Source organism: Haemophilus sp. 27098_8_127 (assembly GCF_041433495.1).
Classification (GTDB): Bacteria; Pseudomonadota; Gammaproteobacteria; order Enterobacterales; family Pasteurellaceae; genus Haemophilus_D.
The window spans coordinates 82,194-97,922 of sequence record NZ_JAPWBP010000002.1 but is presented as its reverse complement, the minus strand read 5'-3'; the positions used below and the strand labels follow the sequence as shown (position 1 = coordinate 97,922).

Genomic DNA, 15,729 nt, shown 5'->3' with positions numbered 1-15,729 from the left:
ATGGTTCTTAGAAATAAATGGGGCTAAGAATAGCACGAAGCCGGAAAAATATCCTTAAAAATAAAACGCTTATTAACAGGTTTAAGCTTGGGATTGAGCAGATTGGGTTCGTTCCCATTTTCTTGCAATATAGCTACAAGTTGGGTGCAAAGTGAGCTTTTTAGCCAGGATAAAATTAATTAAGGCTTGATAGAGTTTGTCTGCTACACCTTGTCCTCGAAGAGAATCATCAACAAACGTGTGATTAGCATTAATGGTATCGGGTGTTTCATAAAAATAGGTGAGTTTCGCGATTTTCTTCCCTTGCTCATCAAGTAAGAAAAACTCGCCCTGTTCACCATTATCGTGATGCTGAAGACTCATTTGATACTCCATTCATCACTGAGGTTGGGGTCCATGGCAAAATCTGCAGTATCACTTGGAATGGCTTTTTCTTCTGCAGCCCATTCCCCTAAATCAATGAGTTGGCAACGCTTGCTACAAAAAGGGCGAAATTGACTTTTCTGTGTCCAAGGTACAGGCTTTTGGCATGTTGGGCAGGGGACTTCAAAAATTTCATCAGACATTTTTCTTTCTCGATTCACTTAAATAAAATTGGTGCAATTCTAGCACTTTTTGTTTTAAGTGCGGTAAGTTTTCAGGCAATTTTGCATCATTTGAAATAATATCATCTGCCCATTTTAATCGTTCTTCACGGCTGACTTGTGCATTCATAATAGCTTGAATTTCCTGAATATTATTATGATCTCTCGATGATGCACGAGCCAGTTGAGTTTCAGGTTTTACATCGACAACAAGTATGCGGTCGCAAAGCGCGGTGAGCTTATTTTCAATGAGTAATGGGACGACAAATAACGTATAAGGAGCGCTCTGACTGTTTAACTGTGCAAACATTCTTTCGCGAATCGCGGGATGTAATAAATGATTGAGCCAGTTTTTCTCATTCTCGTCTGAAAATACTTTTTTTCGTAGCTCAGACCGATTTAATTCGCCTTCTTCAGTCAAAATCGATTTACCAAAGTGCTCAGCAATTTGAGCAAGTAGCGGCGAGCCTTTTTCAACCACTTCTCTTGCCACAATATCTGCATCAACAATGGGTACACCAAGTTCAACAAAGAGATTTGCAATCGTGCTTTTTCCACTACCGATGCCGCCAGTGAGGCCCACAATATAAGTCATAATATTCCTTCCTACTTGATTTAGATAGGATGCTTCGCATCTATCCTTTAAACACAATATTTTCCAATGTTGCCAATATAGTATATTTATAGGGTTATTGCACTGGTGATGATTAAAGATATGCAAAGAAAGGGCGCGAAAGGTAAAACAGGTTTACGAGAAATCCAATAGACTATGATGCCTAATAGACAGGCAATGAATAAGAAAAGTGGTAAGTGTGCGATGGTGAGATAAGCGCCGATTCCTAAAGCGAGCCAATAATCGCCACGGCCTAAAGCTTCCTTCTTATAAAACCATTTAGACAAATGATAGATGATATAAAAAACACTGAAAAAACTAACCGCACTTTCTAAACTTTGAGAAAGCGTCAGAATTGAAAATTCTTGATGTGCGCCGAATAAACCCAGGAAAAATAAAAACAGGCAAGGTGTCGGTGAAATCAGTTGATAATGCCAGTCTAGCCAACTGATAACAAAAAATAGACTAAACGTAATCGCGAGCCATAAAGTAAATAATTCATCCTGAAGAAAGTAATAGAGTACAGCAAAACAGAGTCCAAACCCTAAAAAATAAAGAAAAATATGACCGCACTTTTGAGATTGAATTGCTGCTTTTTTGCGGTGAAATAAGTACCTATTTTCAGGATAAAGTTCGATATAGTTCTGATAAATTTCTTGTTGGAGATTGGGGATAAAACGATCGATATAAAGCCAAGCAAAGATACCCGCTAAACCACCCAATAAGAAAAAGGCTAGTGTCATCATTGGATTACGGATCCCATATTAAAAATCGGCAGATACATGCCCATCATAATAATACCGATTAAACTACCAATGATGAGCATCATTAAAGGCTCTAAAAGTTGGGAAAGTAAATCAATTTGATGATTGAGTTTTTCTTGATAATTATCAGCAATATGACGCAACATCAACGCAAGCTTTCCACTTTTTTCTCCAATCTGTAGCATTTGTTGTGCTTCCATTGGGAAAAGATGACTACTGACACTTTCAGAAAAAGGGTAACCTTGAGAAACCCATTGTAAAATTGACCGCACTTCTTGTTGTAGCAGGATATCGCCTTTTAAGGTACGTTGTGTTTGCCAGGTTTGTTGTTTGGGGAGGAAGCTATTTAATGCAGGCGTTAATGCCACTCCGGATTGAAGCATTAATTGGAGGTTATGGCTAAAACTGATTAGGCGAGAAAGGCAAATGATATTGCCCCAAATTGGCATGCGACTAATTAGTGCATTCTTTTTTTGATTCAGCCAAAGAGAATGTTTTAATGCCATCTTCAACATAAAAATAGCGAAAGTGCAGGCAATCATTAACGCAACAAAATGATGTTGTAGGAATTGAGACATAGCTAATAATACGGCAGTTAATGTAGGCAATTCAGCGGAATTTTCACCATACATTTCAGCAAATTGAGGCACAACGAAGAGTAATAAAATCAACGTAAGTGAAAGCGAAATACCTAATACCATGGCAGGATAAAGCATAATTTTTTGCAATTTGCGTTGAAGCGTTAATGATTGCGTTCGACGTTCTGCAATTTTGGTGCATACCTCCGCCAGTTTTCCTGTCATCTCTCCCACTTGGATGAGTTGAATTTCTTGAAAATTTAAATACTTTCCTTGTATTTCCAAGCTTTGTGAAAATGGAAGACCACTTTCAATTAATTCAATTAAAGCGCTAAGCCACTGGTGCAATCCCAATTGTGTGCAGTTGTCTTGCAAAATATGTAATGCATTTTTTAATGGGATGGCAGAACTGAGCAATGTAGCCAGTTGATTCAATAAAGCACTGATTTCTGCATTTTTCGGTTTCTGATTAAGTTGCCAATCTTGTTGCAAGCGAATGTGACTAAAACCTTTTGCAATTAACAGAAATTGTGCGGCTTGTTTAGATTGTGCAACAAGGCTACCTTTTTGCCATTGTTGCCGCTGATCATAGGCTTGGAAATAAAAGAGTTTTTGTTTTGCCATAGATACTCCTATTTTTTGCCTAACACGCGTTGAATCTCATCGAGATCGGTGACGTGATCTTTTACTTTTTCTAACGCGCTTTGATAAAGTGAATCGAAATCAGTTTGGTAGCGATTGTTTTCGCATTGTAAAAATTGATACACACCAATACGACCTCGATATCCCTGATGGCAATCGCAAGAATCACTAAAATGTTGGCCGCACTTTAAGCAACGTTTGCGTACCAATCGCTGTGCGATAACTAATAAGAGACTATTTTCAATTTCGTGAGATTGAATGCCTAGTTGTTGCAAGCGCGAAATTGCTGAAATGGCATCGTTAGTATGTAGGGTAGAAAGCACTAGATGGCCAGTTTGAGCTGCTCTTAATGCCATTAATGCACTTTCTTCGTCTCGAATTTCACCAAGCATAATAATGTCGGGATCTTGTCGTAAAAATGTACGAAGTAATCGGCTAAAATCCAAACCGATTTGCGGATTTACTTGAGTTTGAATGATGCCTTCTAATTCAATTTCAACGGGATCTTCTGCCGTCATAATGTGTTTATCTGGTGTGTTGAGCCATTGAAGTGCAGTATAAAGCGAGATACTTTTTCCACTTCCTGTTGGGCCTGTCACCAGGATTAAACCTTGCGGTTGGCTGAGCGCATGTTGAAATTGACTTTGTTGGTTTTGTGTCATACCCAACTCAGCAAAACTTAGTTGGACAGGTTTATTTTGTTGTAATCGTAATACTGCTTTTTCTCCCCAATGCGTAGGCAAGGTAGAAAGGCGGAAATCTAAAATATCGGAAAATGTAGTTTTGAATTGAAAGCGGCCATCTTGTGGTAGCCGAGTTTCACTGATATCCAGTTTGGCTAAGAGTTTAAGGCGAGAAATTACACGATTGGCGAGCGCTTTACTAATAATCGGTTGCGGTTGGAGCACACCATCAATACGTAAACGAATTAAGAGCCCATTTGGCTGAGTTTCTAAATGAATATCGGAGGCATTTTTTTGCAGGGCTGTTTCAAAAATACTGTTTAATAATTGAATAACGGGTTCATCTTCATTAGCTAAATTAGCCGTGCTTTCGTCTTCTGAATGATGATAAAACGTGGTTTGCTCTTCGATTTGATTGGCTTTAGGTGCAAGGGATTGTAAAAGTTGTTTGAGTTGAGTCGTTTCAAATAAAATCGGTTCAACCAATTTTCCACTTAAAAAAGCAAAGGTTTCACAAGCCGCAAGATTATTCAGCGAATCCACCGCAAGCCATAAATGGTGTTCGTCTTCTTTAAGAGGGAGCGCAAAGTAACGCAGCAGCAATGATTGTTGCTGTTGGTTTTGTTGCCAATATTGTGGCGAGATATGATAAATCTCGCCATTTTTTGCGATTGCTTGATAAGCCATGTTTCGCTATTTAGCAGAAGAACAGAAGCCTGCAGGGAATAAATCAGCATTACTTGGGCAAGCAGTTGTCCAGGTAACACCTGATGAGGTTGAGCCTGTCGCCGTTAAAGAATAACTGATCCCATCCAATGCACCATTTCCAGTCACCGTAATCACACCTGATTTCGTGGTGATGGATTTGACATAGCCTTTTGCGGTAGTGATATCTGCTGCAATGCCATTTGAGCCACCTGAACAGTTTGTTGGGGCATTGGTGCTATAGATACATAGTTCCACATCAGATTTATAAGGTGCAGAAGCTTGTAACAATTCGGAGATAGCTGCTTTTTTGGTATAATTTTGATAAGACGGAATGGCGATCGTCGCGAGAATAGCAATAATCGCAATCACGATCATCAATTCAATTAACGTAAAACCTTTATGTAAAGGTTTAGAAAAAGTGAGTTTCATTAAATTAAATTTCCTTTTGGTTGAATAAAAAAATGCCAGGATTGGCTGCAACATTGTGTAAAAGGGAAAAATGAAAGTGAAACTGACCGCACTTCTTTTGCGATCTCGATCGCAAAAATAAAATTTAATCGCAGAAAAACAGATGAATAAGATAAAAAATGGCTGGTTAAGCCAGGCAAGAAAAGTGATTTCACCACATTTTGATGAACGTCCTGATGTAGAGGATATTTCATTACTCGTCATTCATTACATCAGTTTGCCGCCAGAACAATTTGGTGGTGGATATGTAGATGATTTTTTCCAAGGTAAACTCGATCCAACCATCCATCCCTATTTTGAGGAAATTTATCAATTTCGCGTGTCTGCCCATTGTTTAATTGAACGGGATGGCAAGGTGACACAGTATGTTAGTTTCAATGATAGAGCATGGCATGCGGGGCTTTCTTGCTTTGAAGGACGCGATAAATGCAATGATTTTGCGATTGGGATTGAGCTAGAGGGCAGTAATGAACAACCTTTTACAGCGGAGCAATACCAAGTGCTTGCTGCATTAACACGAGATATTATGCAAGCTTATCCGAAAATAACGCTCGATCGTATCGTTGGGCATTGCGATATTTCACCTGGTCGTAAGATCGATCCAGGTCAATATTTTGAATGGGAACGCTATTTAGCGTTAGTCAAAAAAGGTTTGGATGAAAAATAACCACTAAAATTTTTACTTGAATGTGAATAAGATGATTTCTGTGAATAAGCGTTATCTTTATGAAATTAAAGATAAAATTTTTCCTCAAAGCTCTATGGTAAAATGCTAAGAAGAGTTATGCAACAGTCACCATTTGCTCAATCACAATTTTATCCACAGAAATATTGAATAACTCACAGCTGTTATTTCTTCACCAAGCCAGGAATGTTTAAACTAAAAAATGGCTGAATTTTTGACCGCACTTTGATGAGAAAAAGTGCGGTCATTTTTTTTGGAAAATTTTTGATTAAAGGTTATTCAAAAATGAAAAAAATGAAGTGTGAAAAGCGGTTTTTAATTTTTATACACAGTTAAATTTAGACTATCCAAGCGTTACCCACAGAGTTATCCACAATAGGGTAAATATGCCCATTCGGTTGATAAAAAAGCGAATTTATGAAACAATCTGCAAATTATTTTTGTACAAAATTTAAGGTGAACGATAGTGATCGATTTTGATGGCTACCGTCCAAATGTAGGCATTGTCATTTGTAATCGCAAAGGGCAGGTGCTTTGGGCTAAACGATACGGGCAGAATTCGTGGCAATTCCCGCAAGGGGGAATTAACGATAATGAAAGTGCCGAACAAGCCATGTATCGTGAATTATATGAAGAGGTTGGCTTGCAACCCAAAGATGTGAAGGTGCTTTACGCGTCTAAACATTGGTTGCGTTATAAGCTGCCGAAAAGATTGCTGCGTTATGACAGCAAACCCGTGTGTATTGGGCAAAAACAACGTTGGTTTTTGTTGCAATTAGTGGGGGATGAAAAAAATATTAATATGAACACAACAAAATCACCAGAATTTGATGGTTGGCGTTGGGTAAGTTTTTGGTATCCCGTACGTCAGGTTGTGTCCTTTAAGAAAGATGTTTATCGCAAAGCGATGAAAGAGTTTGCCCAAGTGATGTTTGGAAACGAAAAAACATTGCTTGAAAATTCGCAAGAGCATGAGACAAATAAACCTTATCATGCGCCACGTAAAAATGGTTCTTCTAAATATCAAAAACGTTCGTTTTATAAATCAAGGGGGCAATAATGCTCACTTTTATTCTACTTTGTTTACTTGTCGGGTCTGTTGTTGGTTTTCTTGCCGGATTATTTGGCATTGGTGGTGGGTTAATTATCGTCCCTACCTTGGTTTATTTATTGCCGATGGTAGGCGTACCTGAACCCTTGCTGATGTCCACCGCATTAGGGACTTCATTTGCAACCATTGTGATTACTGGATTTTCTTCTGCACAGCGTCATCATAAACTAGGTAATATAGTCTGGAGTGCCGTGAAAGTATTGGCACCGATGGTGATGATCTCGGTCTTTATCTCTGGTTTGTTTATTGGCAAACTTGATCGTGATGTATCAGCCAAAATCTTTGCCTGTTTAGTCGTATATTTAGCGGCAAAAATGGTGATTTCTATTAAGAAAAACACAGGGAAAACCAAACCTTTAACAACACAAGCATCTGTTATCGGTGGTATTTTAATTGGGATGGCATCAAGTGCAGCAGGCGTTGGCGGTGGTGGTTTTATCGTGCCATTTTTAAATTCCCGCGGGATTGATATGAAAAAATCTATCGGTTCTTCCGCATTCTGTGGCGCGCTTCTTGGTTTATCTGGCATGTTTAGTTTTATGGTGAGTGGTTGGGGTAATCCTTCCATGCCAGATTATTCCCTAGGTTATGTTTATTTGCCTGCCGTGCTTGGTATTACGGGCACTTCATTCTTCACTTCTAAACTAGGGGCAACCGCAACCTCCAAGCTCCCTGTCCCAACCTTGAAAAAAGGCTTTGCCTTACTATTAGTTGCGATTGCAGTTGATATGTTTATGAAATAAGGAATGTTATGAATTCAGAATTTTTGATGCTTCCGCATTTTGATCCGACTATTTTTACTTTTGGTAATAGCAATATAGGGCTGCGTTGGTATGGTTTAATGTATTTATTAGGCTTTATCTTTGCTCGTTGGCTAGCGGTTCGTCGTGCCAATCAACCAAATAGTGGTTGGACAGTCGATCAAGTGGATACGTTACTTTTTAATGGCTTTATGGGCGTGTTCTTAGGTGGTCGCATTGGGGATGTTTTCTTCTATAATTTCGATCATTTTGTGCAAGATCCGCTGTATTTATTTCGTGTTTGGGAAGGGGGAATGTCATTCCATGGTGGATTAATTGGGGTGATTATCTCAATGATTTGGACCTCTTATTCTCAAAAAAGAAGCTTTTGGCAAACGGCAGATTTTGTGGCGCCCTTGATTCCATTTGGCTTAGGGATGGGACGAATTGGTAACTTCATCAATTTAGAACTTTGGGGACGAGAAACTGAAGTCCCTTGGGCTATGATTTTCCCAAATGATCCATTGTTGCTGCCTCGCCATCCTTCACAGCTTTATGAAGCATTCTTAGAAGGTTTCGTGTTGTTTATTATTCTGAATGTCTTTATTAAAAAGCCTCGTCCTGTGGGTTCGGTGGCTGGATTATTCCTTGTTGGTTACGGGATTTTCCGTTTTATTGTTGAATATGTTCGTGAGCCCGAAGTAGAGTCTTTCTTAGGCATCATGACACGTGGACAAGCGCTTTGTTTGCCGATGATTATTGGCGGTGGGTTAATTATGGCATGGGCATACAATCGCTCGAAAAGTGCGGTTCATTAGTAAGGAGTTTTTTATGAAACAATATTTAGATCTTTGCCGACGTATTGTAAATGAGGGTGAGTGGATTGCTAATGAGCGTACTGGTAAGCGTTGCCTTACAGTGATTAATGCGGATTTAGAATATGATGTTGCTAATAATCAATTCCCCTTAATTACCACGCGAAAAAGCTATTGGAAAGCGGCAATTGCGGAGTTTTTAGGTTATATTCGTGGTTATGATAATGCGGCAGATTTCCGTAAACTTGGCACCAAAACATGGGATGCCAATGCCAATGAAAATGCCGCTTGGCTTGCCAATCCACATCGTAAAGGCACCGATGATATGGGCCGCGTCTATGGTGTACAAGGTAGAGCATGGCGTAAACCGAATGGCGAAACCATCGATCAACTTCGTAAAATTGTGAATAATTTAAGTCGAGGTATTGATGATCGTGGCGAAATCCTGACTTTCTTCAATCCAGGCGAATTTGATTTGGGTTGTTTGCGTCCTTGTATGCACACTCACACATTTTCCTTAGTGGGCGATACATTGCACTTAACCAGTTATCAGCGTTCTTGTGATGTGCCACTTGGCTTAAACTTCAATCAAATTCAAGTTTTTACTTTCCTTGCATTAATGGCGCAAATTACTGGTAATAAACCGGGTAAGGCATATCATAAAATTGTAAATGCGCATATTTATGAAGACCAACTAGAGTTAATGCGTGATGTGCAATTAAAACGTGAACCATTCCCGTCACCACAATTAGAAATTAATCCTGATATTAAAACCCTTGAAGATCTTGAAACTTGGGTAACAATGGATGATTTCAAGGTGGTGGGCTATCAATCTCACGAACCAATCAAATATCCTTTCTCTGTTTAGGCGTTTAACGTGCGGTCAGATTTAGACGAGAAATTTATGCAACACGCTCTGATGCTTGCCGATCGTGCAGAAGCACTCGGTGAGATTCCTGTCGGGGCGGTGTTGGTGGATGATGAAGGAAATATTCTCGGTGAAGGCTGGAATTTATCTATCATTGAAAATGATCCAACCGCTCACGCTGAAATTGTCGCATTGCGTAACGCAGCGCAAAATATTCAAAATTATCGCCTGCTCAATACCACACTCTATGTCACCCTTGAGCCTTGTACTATGTGTGCGGGTGCGATTTTACATAGCCGCATTAAACGTTTAGTCTTCGGTGCGTCAGATTATAAAACGGGGGCAGTAGGTTCTCGCTTTCATTTCTTTGATGATTATAAAATGAATCACACATTAGAAATTACCTCTGGCGTGCTCGCAGAAAAGTGCGGTCAGAAATTGAGTGATTTTTTTAAAAAAAGACGAGAGCAGAAAAAGGAAGAAAAGCGGGAAAAGAATCTCCCGCTTGATGTTGAGTCGCAATCTTAAACTTGCCAATCAATTTCAGTTAAACCATGTTGTTTTAAATATTCGTTAGTTTTAGAAAAATGATGACATCCTAAAAAACCACGATGTGCAGAAAGGGGAGAAGGATGTGGGGCAGTTAAAACATAATGACGATTGCGATCAATAAATTGCCCTTTTTTCTGTGCATGACTTCCCCAAAGTAAAAATACGACTTTTTCACGGTGTTCATTAAGTGCTGCAATTACTTGGTCTGTAAAAACTTCCCAACCAAATTTAGCGTGTGAATGTGCCATGCCGCGCTCTACAGTTAGTACGGTGTTAAGCAGTAGTACACCTTGCTCCGCCCATTTCACCAAGTAGCCATGATTTGGCATTTGAAAACCAGGAATATCATTAGTCAATTCTTTATACATATTCAGCAGAGAGGGCGGAATGGCCACTTCGGGTTTTACCGAAAAAGCTAAACCGTGCGCTTGATTTGGGCCATGATAGGGATCCTGTCCTAAAATAACGACTTTCACCTCATCAAATGCCGTATATTTAAAGGCATTAAACACTTCGTCTTGCGGAGGGTAAATAGTTTTCCCCGCGAGTCTCTCTTGATGAACTTGTTGTAGAATGTGTTTAAAGTAAGGTTTTTCTTTCTCTTGACCGATAACATCTGTCCAGGTTTTCATTCTGTATTTCCTTATTGGATAAGCTTGAGCACATTATAAATGAAATTGCTTAGAAAGGCTTCATTCGAGTTATGTTAACAGTTTGTTAAAAGTTAGAGTGTGTTGAGGCCTTGCTGTGGCTGAAACTTTAATCTAGATCAATTTTCAAAAATTAGTCAGAAAAAAGAACCTGTTTTAGGTCAAAATTAATTGAATTCTTCAAATAGTTTGATAAAATTTGCACAGTTTAATAAATATACAACCGCCAAATTAGGAGGCACTTTATGATCAAAGGTATTCAAATTACTCAAGCAGCAAATGACAATCTTTTAAACTCATTCTGGTTATTAGACAGCGAAAAAAATGAAGCTCGTTGTTTATGTGCAAAAGCTGAATTCGCAGAAGACCAAGTAGTAGCAGTGAGCGAATTAGGCCAAATCGAATACCGTGAATTACCGGTAAACGTAGCACCAACTGTTAAAGTTGAAGGTGGTCAACACTTAAACGTAAACGTATTACGTCGTGAAACTTTAGAAGATGCAGTAAACAACCCGGATAAATACCCTCAATTAACTATCCGTGTTTCTGGTTACGCAGTACGCTTCAACTCTTTAACACCAGAACAACAACGCGACGTTATTACTCGTACTTTCACTGAAAGTCTATAATTTCAGTTTGAATGGAAAAAGAAACCCCGAAGTAATTCGGGGTTTTGTTTTATCTAAAAGGTTTGAAAATTTGACCGCACTTTTCCCTTTCATCCCTAGCGATTTCCGCGCTTTTCAGGTACAATCCGCCAGTTAAATTTAATGATTTTTGAGAAAACTAATCTATTTATGAAGAATATTCGCAACTTTTCTATTATTGCCCATATTGACCACGGTAAATCGACCCTTTCTGACCGATTAATTCAGACCTGTGGGGGGCTTTCGGATCGTGAAATGGAAGCGCAGGTGTTGGATTCCATGGATCTTGAGCGTGAGCGCGGCATTACCATTAAAGCCCAAAGTGTAACCTTAAATTATCAGGCCAAAAACGGTGAAACTTACCAATTAAACTTTATCGATACACCAGGGCACGTGGACTTCTCTTATGAAGTATCGCGCTCTCTTGCAGCTTGTGAAGGGGCATTATTAGTTGTGGATGCAGGACAAGGCGTAGAAGCACAAACCTTGGCAAACTGCTACACCGCCATTGAAATGGATTTAGAAGTCGTGCCGATTTTAAATAAAATCGACTTGCCAGCAGCGGATCCTGAACGTGTTGCAGAAGAAATTGAAGACATCGTGGGTATTGATGCGATGGAAGCGGTACGTTGTTCGGCGAAAACCGGTGTAGGTATTGAAGATGTATTAGAAGAAATTGTTGCGAAAATTCCTGCACCAGAAGGTGATCCTGATGCACCGTTACAAGCGTTGATTATTGACTCTTGGTTCGATAATTATTTAGGCGTGGTGTCATTAGTTCGTATTAAGAATGGTGTGTTGCGTAAAGGTGACAAAATCAAAGTAATGTCCACTGGGCAAGCTTACAACGTCGATCGTCTAGGTATTTTCACGCCAAAACAAGTGGATACAACAGTATTAAATACCGGCGAAGTAGGTTGGGTTGTTTGTGCGATTAAAGATATTTTAGGGGCCCCAGTAGGGGATACCTTAACCCATCAACACAATCCGGCAAGTCATGTATTGCCAGGCTTTAAGAAAGTAAAACCGCAGGTTTATGCTGGTTTATTCCCTGTTAGCTCTGACGATTATGAAGCTTTCCGTGATGCGTTGGGTAAATTAAGCCTAAATGATGCATCACTTTTCTATGAGCCAGAAAACTCGACGGCTTTAGGTTTTGGTTTCCGTTGTGGTTTCTTGGGGCTTTTACACATGGAGATCATTCAAGAGCGTTTAGAGCGTGAATACGATCTTGATTTGATTACCACGGCACCAACTGTAATTTATGAAGTCGAAATGACCAATGGTGAAGTAGTTTATGTGGACAGTCCATCAAAACTGCCACCGTTAAATAATATTGCGGAAATTCGCGAGCCCATTGCGGAATGTAATATGTTGGTACCACAGGAATTCCTAGGTAACGTGATTACCCTTTGTGTGGAAAAACGTGGCGTACAAACCAATATGGTGTATCACGGTAACCAAATTGCATTAACTTATGAAATCCCAATGGGCGAAGTAGTATTAGATTTCTTCGATCGCTTGAAATCAACTTCTCGCGGTTATGCCTCTTTGGATTATGGTTTCAAACGTTTCCAAGCGGCAGACATGGTGCGCGTGGATATAATGATCAACGGTGATCGTGTTGATGCGTTAGCGTTAATTGTTCACAAAGATAATGCGCCTTATCGTGGTCGTGAGTTAGTTGAAAAAATGCGCGAGCTTATTCCACGTCAACAATTTGATATCGCGATCCAAGCAGCGATTGGTAACCACATTATTGCTCGTTCAACGGTAAAACAATTGCGTAAAAACGTATTAGCAAAATGTTATGGTGGTGACGTGAGCCGTAAGAAAAAACTCTTACAGAAACAGAAAGAAGGTAAAAAACGAATGAAATCTTTAGGTAACGTGGAAGTGCCGCAAGAAGCGTTTTTAGCGATCTTACATGTAGGTAAAGATAAATAGGAAAGTAGAGCAATGTCGAATGTATTTTTTATTCTGTTGTTAGCCGTAGGCTTTGCCGGTTGGAAAGCGTTAGATTATTTCCAACTACCTAACACATTCAGTATTTTGTTGCTGATTTTGACCGCACTTTCCGGCATTTTATGGTGCTATCACCGCTTTGCTGTGATGCCGAGACGTCGTCGTCAAATCGCACGCGCAGAACAACGCTCAGGCAAAGCATTAACGGATGAAGAAAAAGCGAAAATTGAGCCTATTTCAGAAGGTTCAGAATTTATTTCTTCGCTTTTCCCCGTGTTATCCGTGGTGTTTTTTGTACGTTCATTTATTTTTGAGCCGTTTCAGATTCCATCAGGATCAATGGAAGCGACGTTGCGCGTAGGGGATTTTCTCGTTGTTAATAAATATACTTATGGTATTAAAGACCCCATTTTCCAAAATACGATTATTGAAGGTAAGAAACCAGAACGTGGTGATGTAATTGTGTTTAAAGCACCGGAGCAAGCGTTACTTCGTACAAGTTTAGGGGCAACACGAGCGGCTTATGCTGAAAATCTTGCGTTAACATCTAAAAACAATATGTCTGGTGTAGATTACATTAAACGTATTATAGGGAAAGGCGGTGACCGCATTATCCTTGATGTTGAAAAAAGTGCTTTAACACTGGTTTATGGCAAAGATGGCAAACCTTGCGAAGTAGATTGCCAAACTAAAGCGTTTGAATATAAACAAGAACCCACAAATCCAGCATTCCCAACGCAAGTGGAATATTTGGAAATCGGTGACGTGACACACAGTATTTTAGTGGAGCCAATGCGTCGTTATTCGGGGATTGAATTCTATCCACAAGAAGGTTTACCTACTGCAGAATGGATTGTGCCTGAAGGGCAATATTTTGTGATGGGGGATAACCGTGATCATAGTGATGACAGCCGTTTTTGGGGATTTGTACCTGAAAAAAATATCGTGGGTAAAGCCACTTATATTTGGATGAGTTTAGAAAAAGAACCAAATGAGTGGCCAACAGGCTTCCGTTTAGACCGTTTCTTTACAAAAATTAATTAATATGAATCATTTAGATCGACTAGAACGAAAAATTGGTTATCAATTTTCCGATCTAAAAAATTTAAAATTGGCACTGACACACCGCAGTGCCTCCACTCAACATAATGAACGCCTAGAATTTCTAGGTGATTCAATTCTCAATTATGTCATCGCAGATGCGCTTTATCATCAATTCCCTCGTTGTAATGAAGGTGAACTTAGCAGAATGCGTGCCACATTAGTTCGTGAGCCAACCCTGGCGATGATTGCACGAAATTTTGAGCTTGGGGATTATATGTCCTTAGGTTCTGGTGAATTGAAAAGTGGTGGCTTTCGTCGTGAATCTATTTTGGCGGATTGTGTTGAAGCAGTAATTGGCGCAATGGCATTAGATTCAAGCTTTGATAAAGCAGCAGATATTGTGCGTAGCTGGTATAAAACGTTACTCGCCGAAATTAAACCGGGTGATAACCAAAAAGATGCCAAAACGCGCTTGCAAGAGTATTTACAAGGTAAGCATTTTGCCTTACCAACCTATGAAGTAATCAAAATTGAAGGCGAAGCCCATTGCCAAACCTTCACCGTAGAATGTACAGTAAAAAATGTACCCAATATTGACCGCACTTTTATTGCGAAAGGTTCTAGCCGCCGTAAAGCAGAACAAGCGGCCGCAGAACAAATCTTAAAAACATTGGAAATTAAATGACCGAATTAAATCAAGAACAAGAGACCTATTGTGGCTTTATCGCTATCGTAGGTCGCCCAAATGTAGGGAAATCAACCCTGTTAAATAAAATTTTGGGACAAAAAATTTCGATTACATCTCGCAAGGCGCAAACTACACGTCACCGTATTGTGGGAATTAAAACGGAAGGTATCTACCAAGAAATTTACGTCGATACGCCGGGGCTTCATATTGAAGAAAAACGAGCGATTAACCGTTTAATGAACCGTGCAGCAAGCTCGGCAATCGGGGATGTAGATCTCATTATTTTCGTCGTGGATGGTACACATTGGAATGCCGATGATGAAATGGTGTTAAACAAATTACGTAATGCGAAAGCACCTGTCGTACTCGCCATCAACAAAGTTGATAATATTAAGAATAAAGATGATTTATTGCCATTTATTACAGATTTAGGCAGCAAGTTTAACTTTGCTCACATTGTGCCGATTTCTGCACAACGTGGTAATAATGTCCATCAATTAGAGAAAATTGTTCGTCAATCATTACGTAAAGGCGTTCATCACTTCCCTGAAGATTATGTAACAGACCGTTCACAGCGTTTTATGGCGTCAGAAATTATCCGTGAAAAGTTAATGCGTTTCACTGGTGAAGAATTACCTTATTCGGTAACGGTTGAAATTGAACAATTTAAAGTAAATGAGCGTGGTACTTATGAAATCAATGGCTTGATTTTAGTTGAACGCGAAGGCCAAAAGAAAATGGTGATCGGTGCTCAAGGACAAAAAATTAAAACAATTGGTATGGAAGCGCGTGCTGACATGGAGCGCTTATTTGATAATAAAGTACACCTTGAACTTTGGGTAAAAGTGAAGTCCGGTTGGGCGGATGATGAACGTGCCTTAAGAAGTTTAGGTTATATGGATGAATAAAAAACTTGAGTAATAC

The 15,729-nt window shown here is 39.5% G+C and carries 19 protein-coding genes; 11 read left to right on the top strand and 8 right to left on the bottom strand.

What is annotated here, in order from left to right:
• Nucleotides 1-81: 81 nt before the first annotated feature.
• The 7 genes from O3746_RS03085 to O3746_RS03055 all read right to left on the bottom strand — a co-directional run bounded on the left by O3746_RS03085 (nucleotide 82) and on the right by O3746_RS03055 (nucleotide 5,001).
• Nucleotides 82-363 carry a GNAT family N-acetyltransferase gene (locus O3746_RS03085; RefSeq protein ID WP_314789107.1) on the bottom strand — a complete coding sequence of 94 codons (282 nt, stop codon included), beginning with the start codon at nucleotides 361-363 and terminating at the stop codon, nucleotides 82-84.
• Nucleotides 360-566, bottom strand: coding sequence for a DNA gyrase inhibitor YacG (gene yacG, locus O3746_RS03080; protein WP_314789104.1), 207 nt, complete (start codon nucleotides 564-566; stop codon nucleotides 360-362). The genes O3746_RS03085 and yacG overlap by 4 nt, the downstream gene beginning before the upstream one ends.
• Nucleotides 559-1,179 (bottom strand): dephospho-CoA kinase, encoded by a 621-nt coding sequence (gene coaE / locus O3746_RS03075; RefSeq protein WP_314789103.1) that lies wholly within the window; start codon nucleotides 1,177-1,179, stop codon nucleotides 559-561. The genes yacG and coaE overlap by 8 nt, the downstream gene beginning before the upstream one ends.
• An 86-nt stretch (nucleotides 1,180-1,265) precedes the next feature.
• Complete coding sequence (locus O3746_RS03070; RefSeq protein WP_314789102.1) at nucleotides 1,266-1,943, bottom strand: A24 family peptidase; 678 nt, start codon at nucleotides 1,941-1,943, stop codon at nucleotides 1,266-1,268.
• Nucleotides 1,940-3,163 carry a type II secretion system F family protein gene (locus O3746_RS03065; RefSeq protein WP_197546950.1) on the bottom strand — a complete coding sequence of 408 codons (1,224 nt, stop codon included), beginning with the start codon at nucleotides 3,161-3,163 and terminating at the stop codon, nucleotides 1,940-1,942. Before O3746_RS03065 ends, O3746_RS03070 begins: the two co-directional genes overlap by 4 nt.
• Nucleotides 3,164-3,171: 8 nt before the next feature.
• On the bottom strand, nucleotides 3,172-4,551 hold the full coding sequence (locus O3746_RS03060) for a GspE/PulE family protein (RefSeq protein WP_371447782.1): 1,380 nt from the start codon (nucleotides 4,549-4,551) through the stop codon (nucleotides 3,172-3,174).
• 6 nt (nucleotides 4,552-4,557) lie between these two features.
• The gene (locus O3746_RS03055) at nucleotides 4,558-5,001 is read right to left on the bottom strand and encodes a prepilin-type N-terminal cleavage/methylation domain-containing protein (protein WP_049369499.1); all 444 of its coding nucleotides are present in this window, start codon (nucleotides 4,999-5,001) and stop codon (nucleotides 4,558-4,560) included.
• 142 nt (nucleotides 5,002-5,143) lie between these two features.
• Between O3746_RS03055 and ampD the strand changes: the two genes are divergently transcribed.
• The 6 genes from ampD (at nucleotide 5,144) to tadA (ending at nucleotide 9,787) form a co-directional block, all read left to right on the top strand.
• The gene (ampD, locus tag O3746_RS03050; RefSeq protein WP_049371639.1) at nucleotides 5,144-5,707 is read left to right on the top strand and encodes a 1,6-anhydro-N-acetylmuramyl-L-alanine amidase AmpD; all 564 of its coding nucleotides are present in this window, start codon (nucleotides 5,144-5,146) and stop codon (nucleotides 5,705-5,707) included.
• Between the two features lie 484 nt (nucleotides 5,708-6,191).
• Nucleotides 6,192-6,785: an RNA pyrophosphohydrolase gene (gene rppH, locus O3746_RS03045; RefSeq protein ID WP_049384519.1), complete on the top strand. Its 594-nt coding sequence runs from the start codon at nucleotides 6,192-6,194 to the stop codon at nucleotides 6,783-6,785.
• Nucleotides 6,785-7,579, top strand: a complete 795-nt coding sequence (locus O3746_RS03040; protein WP_070590495.1) for a sulfite exporter TauE/SafE family protein — start codon at nucleotides 6,785-6,787, stop codon at nucleotides 7,577-7,579. Before rppH ends, O3746_RS03040 begins: the two co-directional genes overlap by 1 nt.
• Before the next feature lie 8 nt (nucleotides 7,580-7,587).
• A complete protein-coding gene (gene lgt, locus O3746_RS03035) occupies nucleotides 7,588-8,394 on the top strand; it encodes a prolipoprotein diacylglyceryl transferase (RefSeq protein ID WP_049384517.1) in 807 nt (268 codons plus the stop codon).
• 13 nt (nucleotides 8,395-8,407) lie between these two features.
• Nucleotides 8,408-9,259 carry a thymidylate synthase gene (locus tag O3746_RS03030; protein WP_049384516.1) on the top strand — a complete coding sequence of 284 codons (852 nt, stop codon included), beginning with the start codon at nucleotides 8,408-8,410 and terminating at the stop codon, nucleotides 9,257-9,259.
• A 9-nt stretch (nucleotides 9,260-9,268) separates the two neighbouring features.
• Nucleotides 9,269-9,787 (top strand): tRNA adenosine(34) deaminase TadA, encoded by a 519-nt coding sequence (gene tadA / locus O3746_RS03025; RefSeq protein WP_152682592.1) that lies wholly within the window; start codon nucleotides 9,269-9,271, stop codon nucleotides 9,785-9,787.
• On the opposite strand, the gene ung is transcribed toward tadA, so the two are convergent.
• The gene (gene ung, locus O3746_RS03020; RefSeq protein WP_258172059.1) at nucleotides 9,784-10,458 is read right to left on the bottom strand and encodes a uracil-DNA glycosylase; all 675 of its coding nucleotides are present in this window, start codon (nucleotides 10,456-10,458) and stop codon (nucleotides 9,784-9,786) included. The two genes, tadA and ung, sit on opposite strands and share 4 nt — an antisense overlap.
• 248 nt (nucleotides 10,459-10,706) lie before the next feature.
• On the opposite strand from ung, the gene grcA reads away from it, so the two are divergent.
• The 5 genes from grcA to era all read left to right on the top strand — a co-directional run bounded on the left by grcA (nucleotide 10,707) and on the right by era (nucleotide 15,713).
• The gene (gene grcA / locus O3746_RS03015) at nucleotides 10,707-11,090 is read left to right on the top strand and encodes an autonomous glycyl radical cofactor GrcA (protein ID WP_005697846.1); all 384 of its coding nucleotides are present in this window, start codon (nucleotides 10,707-10,709) and stop codon (nucleotides 11,088-11,090) included.
• A 168-nt stretch (nucleotides 11,091-11,258) separates the two neighbouring features.
• Nucleotides 11,259-13,055 carry a translation elongation factor 4 gene (lepA, locus tag O3746_RS03010; RefSeq protein ID WP_032827441.1) on the top strand — a complete coding sequence of 599 codons (1,797 nt, stop codon included), beginning with the start codon at nucleotides 11,259-11,261 and terminating at the stop codon, nucleotides 13,053-13,055.
• Between the two features lie 12 nt (nucleotides 13,056-13,067).
• Complete coding sequence (lepB, locus tag O3746_RS03005; RefSeq protein WP_290990986.1) at nucleotides 13,068-14,117, top strand: signal peptidase I; 1,050 nt, start codon at nucleotides 13,068-13,070, stop codon at nucleotides 14,115-14,117.
• A gap of 1 nt (nucleotide 14,118) precedes the next feature.
• Complete coding sequence (gene rnc / locus O3746_RS03000; RefSeq protein WP_005699979.1) at nucleotides 14,119-14,802, top strand: ribonuclease III; 684 nt, start codon at nucleotides 14,119-14,121, stop codon at nucleotides 14,800-14,802.
• The gene (era, locus tag O3746_RS02995) at nucleotides 14,799-15,713 is read left to right on the top strand and encodes a GTPase Era (protein WP_005695525.1); all 915 of its coding nucleotides are present in this window, start codon (nucleotides 14,799-14,801) and stop codon (nucleotides 15,711-15,713) included. Before rnc ends, era begins: the two co-directional genes overlap by 4 nt.
• Nucleotides 15,714-15,729: the final 16 nt, after the last annotated feature.